Below are 15,904 nucleotides of genomic sequence, written 5' to 3'. Positions count from 1 at the left end.
CTGCGCGAGACGCCGCCGAACATGGCGGCGTCTCGCCGACGGGACGGCGTCCGATCAAGACGCCGGTGTGTTGCAGCCGGACCCACGACGGACGGGAGGCGCGGTTCCAGCTGGTGCCGCGCCTCCCGTACGCTCGTCGGTCGCCCCTCCCACGTCGCCACCGGAAGACGCCGTCGTCACGCTTCGACGCCGCGGAACGCGCGAGACGCCGCCGGATCCGGCGGCGTCTCGCTGACGTGGAGGCGTCGAGCGAACACGCCGGCGTCTCACGCCGCCGCGCCGCCGCACCACCGCGCCGCCGTGGGTCGCCGCTACTGCTGCGGGTCGGCGGGCTCGCCGCCGGAGTCCGTGTCGCTGTCCTGCTGCGGGTCCTCCGTCGCGTCGCCCGTGGGCGACCCGTCCGGCAGGTCCTCGGTGTACTGCTCCTGGTCCTTCGTGGGGTCGCTGGACCCGTTCGCTGCGTCACTCATGGCCCGGACGGTACGCGCGAGCGCCTGGGTACGTCAGTACCTGGACAGGTCACTCAGCCGTGACCCACCGAGGCGGTTACCGCATCGCAGCGGTCTGCGGAACGACCGCCAGGATCTCCTCGGCGACCTCGCGACCGATGCGCACGGCACCGTCGACGTGCTGGTACCCCTGCCCGGCCAGGTCGCTCGACGCGAACCGGATCGGACCGACGGCGGCACGCTGGTCGGCGCCGTAGCGGACGAGCCCGCCCAGGTCGAAGCTCGCCGCGTAGGCGCCGCGCGTCCACTCCTCGGTGCCCCAGTCGCTCTCGTAGTAGACGACCGGCGACAGGGCCTCGTCACCGTAGTAGTGCGCCAGCGAGGCGAGCACCCGGGCCCGCCGTTCCTCGGTCGACAGCGCGAACAGGTCGTCGGCGTGCTGGTCGGAGACGAACCCGACCAGGGTCCCCTGCTCGGAACCGTGCGAGGTGTTGTCGTACGCCTCGTGCACGACCTCGTACGGGCTGAACGCGGTGCCGGACAGGCCCGCCGCACGCCAGAAGGGGCGGTCGTAGACGGCGTGCACCTTGATCACGAAGCCCATCGACAGGTGCTGGTGCAGCTGGTGCTGGCGTCGGGGCAGCGGCGGCTCGTACGAGATCCGCGAGTACAGGGGCGGCGGCACCGCGACGAGGGCCTGTCGGGCGTGCACCTCGATCCCGCCGTCGGCGAGGGCGACGACCCCGTCGTCGCTCCAGCGCAGCGTCCGGACCGGCGCGTTCAGGTGCACGTCGTCGCCGAGGCGCTCGGCGAGCCGCTCGGACACCTGCTGCATGCCGCCGACGACCCGCTTGTCGAGGATGAAGTCGGCGTCGACCAGGTTGGTGAAGCTGCCGGCGGACGCCGCCATCAGCAGGGCCTGCAGCGCCGAGAACGCGTGCGCGGGCTTCGTGAGCATGGCGCCGGCGATGAACAGCTCGACGTTGTCGGTCGCGACCCGGTCGGGGCTCAGGTCGTGCAGCCAGGCGCGGAACGAGACCTCGTCGAGGGCGGCCGCGTCCGGGGTCTCCCAGGGGCGCGCCGGGTCGACCTTCGCGACGTACTCGTCGACGACGGTGACGAGCCGTTCGATCTCGTTCGCCGTGGCCTCGGGCAGGGGGAATATGTCGCCGGTGTACTCGGTCCGGGTGCCGTCGGCGTCGATGTAGACGCTGGAGCCCTCGCGGTACCGGTCGTACGTCTGCAGGCCGAGCTCGTCGAGGGTCTCGAGCAGTGCGGTCTGGTCGGGCGAGACCCACTGCCCGCCGATCTCCAGGGTCACCCCGTCGATGTCGTTCGTCCAGGTGCGGCCCCCCACGCGGTCGCGGGCCTCGAGCACGGCGACCCGCAGGCCGGCGGCCCGCAGGCGGTCCGCGGCGGTGAGACCGGCGACACCGGCTCCGATGACGACGACGTCCTTCTCGATCATCGAGCTGCTCCTTGTGCGGTCGTGGTGCTGTCGGTGTGCCGGAACGGGTCCGGGGTGAGCGTGTACATGGTCTCGAGGTACTCGGTGATGCCCTCGCCGCCGCCCTCGCGACCGAGGCCGGACTGCTTCACGCCGCCGAACGGTGCCGAGGCGTTCGACACGACCCCGGTGTTCAGCCCCAGCATGCCCGTCTCGAGCCGCTCCATCAGGCGCTGCCCGCGTGCCGGGTCCTCGGTGAACGCGTAGCCGACCAGACCGTACTCGGTGTCGTTCGCGGCGGCCACGGCCTCGTCCTCGGAGCGGAACGTGCGGATCGCGAGCACCGGCCCGAAGATCTCGTCGTCGAGGATCGCGCTGCCGGGCTGCACGTCGATCAGGACGGTCGGCGCGTAGAAGGTGCCCGGCCCGTCGACCGGGTGCCCGCCGGTGCGGACCGTCGCCCCGCGCTCGACCGCGTCGGTGACCAGGCGGTGCGCCTTGTCCACGGCGCGGGCGTCGATGAGCGGCCCGATGGCGACGCCGTCCTCGGTCCCCCGGCCCACCCGCATCGCGGCGACCCGTTCGGTGACCCGGCGCGTGAACTCGTCGGCGACGTCCTCGTGCACCAGGAACCGGTTCGCGGCGGTGCAGGCCTGGCCGGTGTTCCGGAACTTCGCGGCGAGTGCGCCCTCCACCGCCAGGTCGAGGTCGGCGTCGGCGAACACCAGGAACGGGGCGTTGCCCCCGAGCTCCATGCTCGTCCGGAGCACGTTCTGCGCCGCCTGGCCGAGCAGTGTGCGTCCGACCGGCGTGGAACCGGTGAACGACAGCTTCCGCAGGCGGGGGTCGGCGATCACGGGCGCGGAGACGTCGGCCGCCCGGGTGGTCGGGACGACGTTGACGACGCCGGCGGGCACGCCGGCCTCGACGAGCAGGTCGGCGAACAGCAGGGTGGTCAGCGGCGTCAGTTCGGCCGGCTTCACGACGACGGTGCAGCCGGCGGCGAGCGCCGGCGCGATCTTCCGGGTCGCCATCGCCAACGGGAAGTTCCACGGCGTGATCAGGAACGCGGGCCCGACGGGCTTGTGCGAGACGGTGGCGCGGCCGGTCCCCTCGGGGTTGGTGCCGTACGAACCGCCGATCCGGACCGCTTCCTCCGAGAACCAGCGGAGGAACTCGCCGCCGTACGCGACCTCGCCGCGGGCCTCGGCCAGGGGCTTGCCCATCTCCAGCGTCATCAGGAGCGCGAACTCCTCGCGTCGCTCCTGCAGCAGGTCGAACGCGCGGCGCAGCACCTCGGCGCGCTGCCGCGGCGGCGTCGCCGCCCAGCCGTGCCGTGCGGCGACGGCGGCGTCGAGCGCCTTCCGGCCGTCCTCGGGTGAGGCGTCGGCGATGTGCAGGAGTGTTTCGCCGGTCGCAGGGTCGACGACGGCGAAGGTCGCGTCGTCGGCCGCCGGCTGCCAGACACCGTCGACCAGGAGGCCCGTGGGGACGCGGTCGAGCACCGCCTGTTCGGCGGCTGGTCCGGTGGCGTCGGGGACGCTGGGCCAGGCTGTCGTGGGGATGGTCGCGCTCACGACGCGGCCAGCCCGTCGAGGACGACGGTCAGGCCGTCGCGGAGCAGGTCGTCGTCGATCGACAGCGGCGGCAGGAAGCGCACGACGTTGCCGTACGTGCCGGCCGTGAGGGCGATGACCCCGTGCTCGAACGCGTGCCGCACCACCCGTCCGGTGAGCCCGGGGTCGGGATCACCGGTGGCGGGGTCGACGAGCTCCATCGCGACCATCGCACCGCGACCGCGGACGTCGCCGATGCGGGGGTCGTCGGCCTGGGCGCTGCGCAGGGCGTCGAGCAGGACCGTGCCGATCGCCCCGGCGCGCTCGACGAGTCCGTCGTGCTCGAAGGCGTCGATGGCCGCGAGGGCTGCGGCGCAGGCGATCGGGTTGCCGCCGTAGGTCCCGCCGAGGCCACCGACGTGGGCGGAGTCCATGATCGCCGCACGCCCGGTCACGCCGGACAGCGGGAGTCCGCCGGCCATGCCCTTCGCGGTCGTGACGACGTCGGGCACGATCCCCTCGTGCTCGCTGGCGAACATCGCGCCGGTGCGGGCGAACCCGGTCTGCACCTCGTCGGCGATGAACACGACGCCGTTGGCGGCGGTCCACTCGGACAGCGCGGTCAGGAACCCCGGTGCCGGGACGACGAAGCCGCCCTCGCCCTGGATCGGTTCGATCAGGACCGCGGCGGTGTTCTCGGCGCCGACCTGCTTCTCGATCTGGCTGATCGCACGCTTCGCCGCTTCGGGCCCCGACAGCCCGTCGTGGAACGGGTACGACATCGGGACGCGGTAGACCTCGGGTGCGAACGGCCCGAAGCCGTTCTTGTAGGGCTGGTTCTTCGCGGTCAGCGCCATCGTCAGGTTCGTGCGGCCGTGGTACGCGTGGTCGAAGACGACGACGGCCTGCCGACCGGTGTGCTTCCGGGCGATCTTGACGGCGTTCTCGACGGCCTCGGCCCCGGAGTTGAACAGCGCCGTCCGCTTCTCGTGGTCGCCGGGGGTCAGCCGGTTGAGCGCCTCGGCGACGGCGACGTACCCGTCGTAGGCGGCGATGGTGAAGCACGTGTGCGTGAAGGCCGCGACCTGCTCGGTGACGGCGGCGACCACGCCGGGGTGGGCGTTGCCGACCGACGTCACGGCGATCCCGGACCCGAGGTCGACGAACGAGTTGCCGTCGGCGTCGACCACCACGCCGCCACCGGCCGCGACGACCGCGATGGGCACGGCGACGCCGACCCCGGCCGCGACGGCGCCGGCCTTCCGGGCGAGCAGCTCCTGCGATCGCGGGCCGGGGACGGCCGTGACGAGCCGTCGTTCCTGGGGCAGCGACGGGCCGCCGGTGGTCGCTCGGTTCGCGGACGCTGCGGTGGAGGACATGCCGCGATGGTAGGAGCCACCACCGCACACTCGTACTGTCCACGGCGTACATCGACACCCGGGCGGATCGACCCGGTGGATAGGGTGACGGCATGCCCGCAACGCTGCGCTCCCTGCTGCACCGGGGTGGACTCCACCTGCGCCCGCTCACCGACGCGGACGAGCACGCCCTCGATGCCCCGCTGTCCTGGCTGCACAGCTCGGACCTCGAGGACCCGACCCCGTTCCTCGCCGAAGGCCAGGGGCTGCTCACGACCGGCACGCAGTTCGGTGCCGAAGCCGACGTCCGCGACGACGTCGCCGATGCCTACGTCCGGCGGCTCGTGGACCGCGGTGTCGTGGCGCTCGGGTTCGGCACCGAGGTGGTCCGCGCCGGCACCCCCGACGCCCTGGTCACCGCCTGCACCCGGCACGGACTGCCGCTGTTCGAGGTGCCCTACGAGACCTCCTTCATCGCGGTCGCGCAGGCCAACGCCGAAGCGGTCGCACGGGACGCCAACGCGCGCGGCGCCTGGGCCCTCGCCGCGCAGCGCGCCATCTCGCTCGCCGCGATGCGACCGGACGGACTCGGCGCGACCATCGCCGAGCTGTCCCGGCAGCTCGACGGGTGGGTCGGCCTGTTCGACGTCTCCGGGCGGCTCGACCGCGGACACCCCGCCGACGGGCTGCCCGCCGCCGACCTCGACCTCCTGCGCACCGAGGCGCTGCGGCTGCTGCGCTCCGGGCAGCGGGCGAGCCTGCCGGTCGCCACGGACCGGGGCGTCGGGTACACCCTGCAGACGCTCGGCAGCGGCGGGCACCTGAGCGGCGTGCTCGCGATCGCGAACGGCGGAGCACTCGACCGGGCCGGACGCGAGGTCGTCACGGCCGTGATCGCCCTGGCCGGCCTCGCCCTGCAGCAGAACCGCGAGCTCGCCCGTGCCCGGGGACTCCTGCGGACCGGACTCCTCACGATGCTGTCCGTCGGCGAACCCGAGGTGGTGCAGGCGACGTCCCGCGAGGTGTGGGGGCCGCTGCCCGCCGAACCCGTCCGGATCGCGGCCGTCGACGTCCCCGACCACGACCTCGACACCGTGGTGGACCTGCTCGAACTGTGGGTGCAGGAGCGTCCGGGGCACCTGTTCTTCGCGGTCGACGACGCCGTGTTCCTCTGCGTGAACGCGGACGACACCGGGATCGTCGCCGAACTCGTCGACCGCTTCGACCTGCGCGCCGGCCTGTCCGACGGCGCCGCGTACCGGTCCTTCGGGCGCGCCCGCACCGAGGCCGTGCAGGCACTCGACCGACGTCGTGAAGGACGCCCGGGCACCACCGAGTTCGGCGACCTCGCCCGAGAAGGGGTGCTCGCCCACCTCGCCCACGTCGACGTGGACGCCGGTGCCGTCGCCCGCGCGTTCCTCGCCCCGCTGCTCGACCACGACCGCACGGCCGGCACCGAGCTCACGGGCACCGTCCGGACCTGGCTGCAGGAGAACTGCGAGTACGACCGCACCGCACGGGTCCTCGGCATCCACCGGCACACCGCCCGCGCCCGGGTGGAGCACGCCGGTCGGCTCCTCGACCGTGACCTCTCCGTCTTCTCGACCCGGGCCGACCTCTGGGCAGCCTTCGTGGTCGAGGGCGCGTGATGCGCGGATACGGTGGGACGATGCCGTCGACACCGGCCCGCCGGCGCCTGAGCCCGGCCGAACGCGGATCCCAGATCACGGCAGCCGCCGTCGAACTGGCGCGTGCCGAGGGCCTCGCGGCGGTGACGCTCCGCGGGGTCGCCGCCGTGATCGGGGTCGCACCCTCGCTCGTCGCCCACTACCGCCCGAGCATGGAGGACCTGGTCGGCGAGACGTTCCGCACCGTCGCGGACGCCGAGGTCGCTGAGGTCCGCGCGATCGTCGCCGCTGCGCCCGACCCCGTCTCCGGCCTCCGCACCCTGCTCGGTTGCATCGCCGACCCCGCCCGCGACGACGTCGCCACCCTGTGGGCCGACGCGTGGAGCATCGGCCGCACGAACGCGGCACTGGCGACCGCGGCACGGGACGCCATGGACGACTGGCAGCTCCTCGCCACCACGGTCGTCGTCGACGGGGTGCGCGCGGGGGTACTGCACACCGACGACCCGGACGGCGTCGGACGGCTGCTCTTCGCGCTCGTCGACGCCACCAACGGGTACGCCCTGGTCGACTACCTCGACCGCCCGACCCGCGAGGGCCTGGTCCGCACGACGATCGCACGAGCGGTGGGCCTGGACGGGTCAGCCCTGTCGGGGTGACACCCGCCGCAGTGCCACTGACCGCATTGCCACCCACTGCAGCAGCATGATCGTCTTGCCGTCGGCGATCCGACCGTCCGCCACCATCGCGAGCGCCTCGTCGAGCTGCACCTCGAGCACCTCGATGTCCTCGCCCTCGTCCTCGATGCCGCCGCCGGCCTCGACCCGGTCGGCCGGGGTGTACGCGCCGAGGTAGAAGTGCACCCGCTCGGTGACCGAACCGGGGCTCATGAACACGTCGCCCAGGTGCTCGAGCGCACCGAGCCGGATGCCGAGCTCCTCGACCGCTTCACGCCGCACCGCGGTCTCGGGGTCGTCCTCGTCGAGCAGTCCCGCCGCGGCCTCGATCAACATGCCGTCCGGGTGTCCGTTCACGTACGCGGGCCACCGGAACTGCCGCGTGAGCAGGACGGTGCCGCGCTCGGCGTCGTACGGCAGCACCGTCGCGCCGTTGCCGCGGTCGTAGGTCTCGCGCTGCTGCCGGTCCCACCGACCGTCACGGCGCCGGACGTCGAGGGTCGTGCGGCGGAGCACGTGCCACCCGTTCGACACCACCTCGACGTCCCGCACGACGACGTCGGGGTTGCGGTCGAGGGCACGGCCCACGGCGTCGAGGCCCGTCCGACCACGGTCGTCGGGGACGTCCACTCCGGGACGCTGGACGGTGGTGCGTTCGTCGGTCACCCGGTCACCGTAGCGGGGCACCTCGGCAGGACTCCGTCCGCTCGGTACGCTCGACGTGCCGCACCAGGGAGCGGCAGAGGACGGTGCAGCATGACCAGGACGTTCATCCTCCGACGACCGGACCGACCGCAGGTGGTCACCGTGTCCTTCGTGCTGTGGTTGGTGTGGGTGGCAGCCTGCGTCGCGGCCACGGTGCTCCAGTTCTTCGCGACGGACGCGGCGGTCGGCCAGGCGCCGGTCCTCGCCGGGATCGTCGCCCTGGTGCTCTGGGCCCTGGTGACGTGGGCGGTGTTCCGGATGGCCGCGGGCTCCCGCGTCGCGCGCATCGTGCTCGTCGTCGTCGCGGCCTTCCGCGCGCTCCTGAGCGTCACCGGCGGCGAACTCGCGGTCCTGACGATCGCGCTGTCGGTCGTCGCCGCGGTCCTGCTGTTCCTGCCCAGCGCGCGCCCGTTCTTCGCCCCGCAGCAGGCCCGGAGAGCCGACCACGGGTTCGACGGAACCGGCGTGTCGGGGCCGAGCCGTGCCTCCAGGCCGGATGCCGACCACACGACGGACGCCGACCGGGGCTGAGGCCGGAAGCGTCGACGGCCGTCCCGGCCCGGCCCGAGAAACAGGAAAGGCCCCGGATTCCTCCGGGGCCTTTCCTGTTTTCGCCTGGTGCGCGAGGGGGGACTTGAACCCCCACGCCGTTTCCAGCACACGGACCTGAACCGTGCGCGTCTACCAATTCCGCCACTCGCGCCAGCCCCGAAACACTACCACGCACAGACGGGTGTCAACGCCAACCACTACCATGCAGTGGTTGACGACCGACGACACGGGAGACGCATGGGCCTGCTGGACAACTTCGAGCGAGGGTTGGAACGCGCCGTCAACGGCGCGTTCGCGAAGACCTTCCGCTCCGGGGTGCAGCCCGTCGAGATCTCGAGCGCCCTGCGGCGCGAGCTCGACACGAAGGCCGCGGTGGTCTCCCGTGAACGCATCCTCGTGCCGAACGAGTTCACCGTGCGCCTGGCACCGCCCGACTGCACGCGCATGAACGACGTCGGTCGCCCGCTCATCGACGAACTGACCCAGATGGTGCACCAACACGCCGTCGCGCAGAACTACTCGTTCTCCGGCCCGGTCACCATCCGGCTCCAGCAGGACGGCACGCTCTCGACGGGCATCCTGCAGGTCGACTCCACCACCGTGCAGCGCGACGTGGCCTGGATCCCGGTGCTCGACATCGGCTCGCAGCGACACCGACTGCACCGCGGGCGCACGGTGATCGGGCGCGGAAGCGACGCGGACATCACCATCGCGGACACCGGGACGAGCCGGAAGCACGTCGAGGTGCTGTGGGACGGCAAGCACGCCCAGGCCACCGATCTCGGCTCCACGAACGGCTCGAAACTGAACGGTCAGCACTTCCAGCAGGCGATCGTTGAGCCGGACTCCACCATCGAGATCGGTCGTACCCGTATGGTGTTCCGGGTGATCCCGGAGAACGACGGAGGTGCTCGATGACCACAGGCCTGACCCTGCTCGTCCTGCGCTTCGCGTTCCTCGCGGTGCTCTGGCTGTTCGTCTTCGTGATCGTGTTCGCCCTGCGCAGCGATCTCTTCGGCCAGCGCGTCCGCACGATCCCGACCGATCCCAAGTCGGCGCCGTCCGGGCCCAGCACCCCCACCGTCCCCGCTGCGGCGGCCCCCGGGCCCGCCTCGAGCGGTGCCTTCACCGACGTGATCGGTCAACCGAGCAGTGGGCAACGGCCCGCCTCGCCGGCAGCGGCCCGACTCGTCATCACCGAGGGTGCGCGCGAGGGCATGGAGATGCCGCTGGGTGGCGGCCCCATCACGATCGGGCGTTCGAGCGAGTCGAACGTCGTGATCCGTGACGACTACACCTCGACCAACCACGCCCGCCTCGACCTCCGCGCCGACGGCTGGCTCCTCACCGACCTCGAGTCCACGAACGGCACCTTCGTCAACGGTCAGAAGGTGAGCGCTCCCGTCCTCGTGGCAGAGGGCACGCCCATCACGATCGGGACGACGACGTTCGAGCTGCGGCGGTAACCCGGCATGACCGCTCGCACGCTGAGCGCCGCTGTGTCCCACGTGGGGCGCATCCGCGCGAACAACCAGGACTCCGGCTACGCCGGGGCGCACCTGTTCGCGGTGGCGGACGGCATGGGCGGCCACGCCGGCGGTGACGTCGCCTCGGCGATCGCGATCCGACGCATCCGCGAGGTCGACCGCGAGTTCCCGTCGGCGCACGACGCCGAGTTCGCGCTGCAGTCGGCGCTCATCGCGGCGAACCAGCTGATCACCGAGACCGTGTTCGAGCACCAGGAGCTCACCGGCATGGGCACCACGGTGTCCGCGATGATCCGCGTCGGCGAGCAGATCGCGATCGCGCACATCGGCGACTCCCGCATCTACCGTCACCGCGACGGCGAGCTGCAGCAGATCACGTCGGACCACACCTTCGTCCAGCGGCTGGTCGACAGCGGCCGGATCACGCCGGAGGAAGCCGCGGTCCACCCGCGTCGCTCCGTGCTGATGCGCGTGCTCGGCGACGTCGATGCTGCACCCGAGGTCGACACGGCCATCATGGACATCCAGCCGGGCGACCGCTGGCTGCTCTGTTCCGACGGCCTGTCCTCGTACCTGGCCGAAGAGCGCATCCGTCACGCCCTGGCCTCGAACATGGACGCCAACCAGGTCACGCAGCGCCTGGTGAAGGAGACGCTCGACCACGGCGCCCCCGACAACGTCACCGTCGTGGTGATGGATGTCACGGACACCGAACCCGAGGACGACGACGACGCGGCCACCACGGTCGGCTCCGCCGCGGCACCGCTCACCTTCGAGGCGTCGACCGGCCGCAAGCCGATCCGCCTCCCCACGATCCTGCTGCACCCGCTCAAGGTCACCACCGCCCCCGAGGACTCGCACTTCGAACCGGAGTCCGACCAGTTCTTCGCCGAGCTCATCGCCGAGGACCGCCGACGCCGCATCCGTCGTCGGGTGTCCTGGACCGTCGCGCTCGTGGTCGCCGTCGCCGTGCTCGTCGGCGCGGTGTTCGTCGGCTGGCGGATCACGCAGGACCACTACTACGTCGGTACCGACCGGGGCACCGTCGCGATCTACAAGGGCGTGCAGCAGTCGATCGGGCCGTTGGCCCTGTCGGACGTGTACGAGGACAGCGACATCACGGTCTCGTCGCTGCCGGACTACACCCGCGAGAACGTCCGCTCCACGATCAACGCGCAGTCGCTCTCCGACGCACGGGACATCGTCGAGCGCCTGCGCAAGGCCGCCGCGACCGGTGAGGACCAGGCCGGCACCGGTGGGGACGGCGACGCCAGCTCGTCCCCGTCGCCCTCGCCGACCCGATCGCCGTCGCCGAGCCCCACGCGGAGCCCGCGATGAGCAACGCCACGGCCGCCCAGTCCTTCACCCAGGCGATCACGATCAAGCTCCGAGAGCCCGCTCGCGCGCGGAACCTCGAGCTCTTCCTGCTCGTCATCGCGTGCGGCATCTGCGCGGGTGCGATGGTGCTCGTGCAGCTCGGCACCAAGGGCCGGCTGTTCGACCAGTCGGTGCTCTGGGTCGGCGGCGGCATCCTCGGCCTCGCGCTGGTCATGCACGTGGTGCTGCGGGTCGTCGCCAAGAACGCCGACCCGTTCATCCTGCCGATCGCGCTCGTCCTGAACGGCATCGGCATCGCCGAGATCTACCGCATCGACGTCCACAACGGCCTGTCCGGCTGGGACGCCATCGGCGTGAAGCAGATCGTCTGGACGATGCTCGCGATGGTCCTGGCGATCATCACGCTCGTCGCCGTCCGGAACCACCGGTTCCTGCAGCGGTACCGGTACATCTTCATGGCGCTCACGATCGTCCTGCTGCTCCTGCCGATGCTGCCGGGGATCGGCACGAACATCGGTGGCGCGCGGGTCTGGATCAAGATCGGCCCGTTCTCGTTCCAGCCCGGTGAGCTCGCGAAGATCACCATGGCGCTGTTCTTCGCCGGGTACCTCGTCACCGCCCGCGACTCGCTGTCGATCGTCGGCAAGAAGTTCCTCGGCATGACGTTCCCGCGTGCCCGTGACCTCGGCCCGATCCTGGTCATGTGGGGCGCCGCGATGGCCGTCCTGGTGTTCCAGCGCGACCTCGGCACCGCCCTGCTCTACTTCGGCCTGTTCCTGGTGATGATCTACGTGGCCACGGCACGGATCAGCTGGGTCGCGATCGGTCTCACGCTGTTCATCGGTGGCGCCCTCGTCGCGCAGAGCGTCCTGGAGTACGTCCGCGGTCGCTTCGAACAGTGGCTCGACCCGTTCAACCAAGAGGTCTTCAGCCGCGACACCCAGGCGAGCTACCAGCTGGTGCAGGGCCTGTTCGGCTTCGCGAACGGCGGGATCACCGGCACGGGGCTCGGGCAGGGCCGGCCGTACATCACGCCGGTCGCCAACGCCGACTACATCGTCGCGTCGCTCGGTGAAGAGCTCGGCCTGATCGGCGTCTTCGCGATCCTCGCCCTCTTCATCGTGTTCGCCTCGCGTGGCATCCGCGTCGGGTTCATGGCGCAGGACGACTTCGGCAAGCTGCTCGGGGTCGGCTTCGGCTTCATCATCGCCCTGCAGGTGTTCGTCGTCGTCGGTGGCATCACCCGGATCATCCCGGTGACCGGTCTGACCACGCCGTTCATGGCCGCCGGTGGTTCCTCGCTCATCGCCAACTGGATCATCGCCGCGATGCTGCTGCGACTCACCGATTCCATCCCAGCCGAACAACGCGTCCAGCAGGGCGCGATCCCCGCCGCGAGCGGGCGGTCTGCGCGCGCGACCAGGAAGGAGCGTCGTCGATGAACCGACAGCTCCGCGGTGTCTCGACCGTCATCGTGCTCATGTTCGTCGCACTCTTCGTGTCGACGACGTCGATCCAGTTCTTCGCGGCCGACTCGTTGCGCGCCGACTCCCGGAACTCCCGAACCATCTTGGACAGTTACTCCACCAAGCGTGGCGCGATCCTCGTCGACGGCAGCCCGATCGCCGAGTCGACCCCGGTGGACGACCAGTACCAGTACCAGCGGAAGTACACGAACGGCGACCTGTACTCCGCGGTCACCGGGTACTTCACGATCGGGCAGGGCAACACCGGCATCGAGAGCGCGGAGAACACCGTGCTCTCGGGCAACTCGGACGCCTCGTTCTTCCAGAACCTCAACTCGATCCTCACCGGCCAGGACGTCCAGGGCGACAACGTCAACCTGACCATCGACCCGGACGTGCAGCAGGCCGCGTACGACGCACTCGGCACCAACAGCGGCGCCGTTGTCGCGATCCAGCCGAAGACCGGCAAGATCCTCGCGATGGTGTCGAAGCCGAGCTACGACCCGAACTCGCTCACCTCGCACGACACGGCCGAGGTCAAGCGGCAGTACGACGCGCTGCTCGGGGCCGACACCGCCCCGCTGCAGAACCGTGCCATCGGCGGCGACCTGTACACCCCCGGATCGGTGTTCAAGCTCGTGGTGGCCTCGGCGGCACTCGAGGGCGGCAAGTACAACCTCGACTCCACGTTCCCGAACCCGTCGCGACTGCAGCTGCCCGGCACGAGCTCGTACATCAACAACGCCGAGGGCGGCACGTGCGGCGGCGGCGACAAGGTCAAGCTCCGCACAGCCATCCAGTACTCGTGCAACATCCCCTTCGCCGAACTCGGCCAGAAGCTCGGGTACGACGCGATCAAGAGGATGGCCGACAAGTACGGCTTCGGCGACGCGATCGAGATCCCGATGGCAGCGACCGCCAGCCAGTACCCCGACGTCGACTCGACGGCCCAGCTCATGCTGAGCGCCTTCGGCCAGGCGAGCGTCCGGGTCTCCCCGCTGCAGATGGCGATGGTGTCGGCCGGCATCGCGAACGGCGGCAAGGTCATGCAGCCCTCACTCGTCGACTCGATCACCACGAGCGACCTGAAGACGGTCGAGTCCTTCTCCCCGAAGCAGTACAGTGATCCGCTGTCGTCCTCCGAGTCCGCTGACCTCACCGAGGCCATGCAGAGCGTCGTGAGCGCGGGGACCGGTACCAATGCCAAGATCGACGGTGTCGACGTCGCCGGCAAGACCGGCACGGCCGAAGGTGGCACCGGCGATCCCTACACGCTCTGGTTCACGGGGTTCGCCCCCGCCAAGGACCCGGAGGTGGCCGTCGCGGTCGTCGTCGGCAACGGCGGCGGGCTCGGGCAGTCCGGAGTCGGCAACACGGTCGCGGCCCCGGTCGCGAAGAAAGTCATGGAGGCGGTGCTGAACAAATGAGACCCACCAGCGGACTCACCTTCGGTGGGCGGTACCAGCTCTCCTCCCGGGTCGCCATCGGCGGCATGGGCGAGGTGTGGCAGGCGACCGACCTCGTCATCGGCCGAACCGTCGCACTCAAGATCCTCAAGGACGAGTACCTCGGTGACCCCGGCTTCCTCGAGCGCTTCCGCGCCGAGGCCCGGCACGCCGCCCTCGTCAACCACGAGGGCATCGCCAACGTCTTCGACTACGGCGAGGAGGACGGCAGCGCCTACCTCGTGATGGAGCTCGTCCCCGGCGAAGCCCTGTCGACCATGATCGAGCGCGAGCACACGCTCCCGGTCGACAAGGTGCTCGACATCGTCGCGCAGACCGCGAACGCCCTGCAGGCCGCACACGCGGTCGGCCTGGTGCACCGCGACATCAAGCCCGGCAACCTGCTCATCACGCCCGACGGCCGCGTCAAGATCACCGACTTCGGCATCGCCCGCATCGCCGACCAGGTCCCGCTCACCGCGACCGGTCAGGTGATGGGCACGGTGCAGTACCTGTCGCCCGAGCAGGCGAGCGGCCACCCCGCCTCGCCGTCGACCGACATCTACTCGCTCGGCATCGTCGCGTACGAGGCCCTGGCGGGTCGTCGTCCGTTCACCGGTGAGTCGCAGGTCGCGATCGCGATGGCGCACATCAACGAGCAGCCGCCGCCGCTGCCCGGGGACATCCCCGAGCCCGTCTCGGCCCTGGTCATCTCGTGCATCGCGAAGAAGCCGGCCGACCGTCCCGCGACGGCCGCGAACCTCGCACGCGCCGCACAGGCGCTGCGTCGTGGTGACGTCGCCGCAGCCACCGTGGCCGTCCCCGCGATCGCGCAGAACGGCACCGTCGCGTTCAACCCGCCGCAGGGCCAGGGGAACGACGCCGCGACCGCACTCCTCGGCGCCCAGGCCGGAGCGATGGCCGGCGGACCGGGCACCCCCCGCTCCCCCGTCTCCGACGAGCCCGAGGAACCGAAGAAGAAGCGCGCCTGGATCTGGTGGGTCGTCGGCATCATCGTCGTGCTCGCCATCGCCGCCGGCGCCGCGTACGCCCTGAACGCGAACAACGCCCCGGAACCCGAGCCCACGAAGTCCTCGAGCGCGCCGAAGCCGACCCGCACGCCCACGCAGACCCCGTCCCCCGAACCGACCGAGACCCGCGTCACGGTCTCGGCGGCGGACTACCAGGGGCAGAACGCCGAGCAGGTCGCGAACCAGCTCCGCGCCCGGGGCCTGCAGGCCGAGGTCGTCGCCGGGTCGAACGCCACGTCGTCCGACCAGGTCGGGACCGTCGAGTCGCTCAGCCCCGAGGGCAGCCTGGCCCCCGGCACCCTCGTCACCGTCAAGGCGTTCGGCGACGTGCTGACCGCAGCGGCGCCCGAGCGTGCCACCGGCGGGACCGTCAGCGAGTCCGGTCGTGTGACCTTCAGCTGGCCCGCGTACACGAGCTGCCCCGCCGGGTACTCGGACGTCAGCTACACGTACACGATCGACAACGGCACCGTCCCCTCGAACGGCAGCAGCTCCGGCTCCACCTCCGGTACTGCGGTGACCGTCGCCGGCGCCCAGTACGGCAAGGTGACCCTGTCGTACAAGGTGACCTGCAAGTCGCCGCAGTCCGATTCCTCGGTGGTCTCCGCGTCCTCGCCGGGCGCGCAGGTCGAGTGGACCGAGCCCACGGACCAGGAGACGACCAACCCGGACGACGGGATCAACCCGACCGAGACCCCGCAAGACGACCTGTGAACGACCCCCGGACGGGGACTGTCGACACCGTTCGGTAACGGTTCGGTCGAC

14 protein-coding genes and 1 tRNA gene are annotated in these 15,904 nt (G+C 71.1%); 9 read left to right on the top strand and 6 right to left on the bottom strand.

Annotated features, from left to right (window positions below; genetic code table 11):
* Positions 1-311 precede the first annotated feature (311 nt).
* From DEJ05_RS17945 to gabT, 4 genes are all read right to left on the bottom strand, one after another.
* On the bottom strand, positions 312-470 hold the full coding sequence (locus DEJ05_RS17945) for a hypothetical protein (RefSeq protein ID WP_155896911.1): 159 nt from the start codon (positions 468-470) through the stop codon (positions 312-314).
* A gap of 76 nt (positions 471-546) precedes the next feature.
* Positions 547-1,917, bottom strand: a complete 1,371-nt coding sequence (locus DEJ05_RS01610; RefSeq protein WP_111109547.1) for an NAD(P)/FAD-dependent oxidoreductase — start codon at positions 1,915-1,917, stop codon at positions 547-549.
* On the bottom strand, positions 1,914-3,401 hold the full coding sequence (locus tag DEJ05_RS01605; RefSeq protein ID WP_111109614.1) for an NAD-dependent succinate-semialdehyde dehydrogenase: 1,488 nt from the start codon (positions 3,399-3,401) through the stop codon (positions 1,914-1,916). Before DEJ05_RS01605 ends, DEJ05_RS01610 begins: the two co-directional genes overlap by 4 nt.
* A 68-nt stretch (positions 3,402-3,469) precedes the next feature.
* Positions 3,470-4,831 (bottom strand): 4-aminobutyrate--2-oxoglutarate transaminase, encoded by a 1,362-nt coding sequence (gabT, locus tag DEJ05_RS01600; RefSeq protein WP_111109546.1) that lies wholly within the window; start codon positions 4,829-4,831, stop codon positions 3,470-3,472.
* Positions 4,832-4,923: 92 nt separating this feature from the next.
* Between gabT and DEJ05_RS01595 the strand changes: the two genes are divergently transcribed.
* Both DEJ05_RS01595 and DEJ05_RS01590 read left to right on the top strand, forming a co-directional pair.
* The gene (locus DEJ05_RS01595) at positions 4,924-6,459 is read left to right on the top strand and encodes a PucR family transcriptional regulator (RefSeq protein WP_111109545.1); all 1,536 of its coding nucleotides are present in this window, start codon (positions 4,924-4,926) and stop codon (positions 6,457-6,459) included.
* A 20-nt stretch (positions 6,460-6,479) separates the two neighbouring features.
* On the top strand, positions 6,480-7,097 hold the full coding sequence (locus DEJ05_RS01590; protein WP_181440621.1) for a TetR/AcrR family transcriptional regulator: 618 nt from the start codon (positions 6,480-6,482) through the stop codon (positions 7,095-7,097).
* On the opposite strand, the gene DEJ05_RS01585 is transcribed toward DEJ05_RS01590, so the two are convergent.
* Entirely contained in the window at positions 7,080-7,781 is a 702-nt protein-coding gene (locus DEJ05_RS01585) for an NUDIX domain-containing protein (protein ID WP_111102876.1), read from the bottom strand. The genes DEJ05_RS01590 and DEJ05_RS01585 overlap by 18 nt on opposite strands.
* 90 nt (positions 7,782-7,871) lie before the next feature.
* Between DEJ05_RS01585 and DEJ05_RS01580 the strand changes: the two genes are divergently transcribed.
* On the top strand, positions 7,872-8,351 hold the full coding sequence (locus DEJ05_RS01580) for a hypothetical protein (RefSeq protein ID WP_071404146.1): 480 nt from the start codon (positions 7,872-7,874) through the stop codon (positions 8,349-8,351).
* Between the two features lie 85 nt (positions 8,352-8,436).
* Here DEJ05_RS01580 and DEJ05_RS01575 read toward each other — a convergent pair.
* Positions 8,437-8,523 (bottom strand) — tRNA-Leu (locus DEJ05_RS01575).
* Between the two features lie 86 nt (positions 8,524-8,609).
* Between DEJ05_RS01575 and DEJ05_RS01570 the strand changes: the two genes are divergently transcribed.
* From DEJ05_RS01570 to DEJ05_RS01545, 6 genes are read left to right on the top strand one after another with little or no spacing between them, the layout of a single operon-like run.
* On the top strand, positions 8,610-9,290 hold the full coding sequence (locus tag DEJ05_RS01570) for a DUF3662 and FHA domain-containing protein (protein WP_017887797.1): 681 nt from the start codon (positions 8,610-8,612) through the stop codon (positions 9,288-9,290).
* Positions 9,287-9,838, top strand: coding sequence for an FHA domain-containing protein (locus tag DEJ05_RS01565; protein ID WP_071404144.1), 552 nt, complete (start codon positions 9,287-9,289; stop codon positions 9,836-9,838). The genes DEJ05_RS01570 and DEJ05_RS01565 overlap by 4 nt, the downstream gene beginning before the upstream one ends.
* 6 nt (positions 9,839-9,844) lie before the next feature.
* Complete coding sequence (locus tag DEJ05_RS01560) at positions 9,845-11,197, top strand: Stp1/IreP family PP2C-type Ser/Thr phosphatase (protein ID WP_071404143.1); 1,353 nt, start codon at positions 9,845-9,847, stop codon at positions 11,195-11,197.
* The gene (locus DEJ05_RS01555) at positions 11,194-12,639 is read left to right on the top strand and encodes an FtsW/RodA/SpoVE family cell cycle protein (RefSeq protein WP_071404142.1); all 1,446 of its coding nucleotides are present in this window, start codon (positions 11,194-11,196) and stop codon (positions 12,637-12,639) included. The genes DEJ05_RS01560 and DEJ05_RS01555 overlap by 4 nt, the downstream gene beginning before the upstream one ends.
* A complete protein-coding gene (locus tag DEJ05_RS01550; protein WP_111109543.1) occupies positions 12,636-14,090 on the top strand; it encodes a penicillin-binding protein 2 in 1,455 nt (484 codons plus the stop codon). The genes DEJ05_RS01555 and DEJ05_RS01550 overlap by 4 nt, the downstream gene beginning before the upstream one ends.
* A complete protein-coding gene (locus tag DEJ05_RS01545; protein ID WP_111109542.1) occupies positions 14,087-15,853 on the top strand; it encodes a serine/threonine-protein kinase in 1,767 nt (588 codons plus the stop codon). Before DEJ05_RS01550 ends, DEJ05_RS01545 begins: the two co-directional genes overlap by 4 nt.
* Positions 15,854-15,904: the final 51 nt, after the last annotated feature.

It is taken from the genome of Curtobacterium sp. MCLR17_045, from assembly GCF_003234405.1.
GTDB lineage: Bacteria > Actinomycetota > Actinomycetes > Actinomycetales > Microbacteriaceae > Curtobacterium > Curtobacterium flaccumfaciens.
The sequence above is the reverse complement of the archived record's forward strand: the minus strand, read 5'-3'. Positions and strand labels throughout refer to the sequence as shown.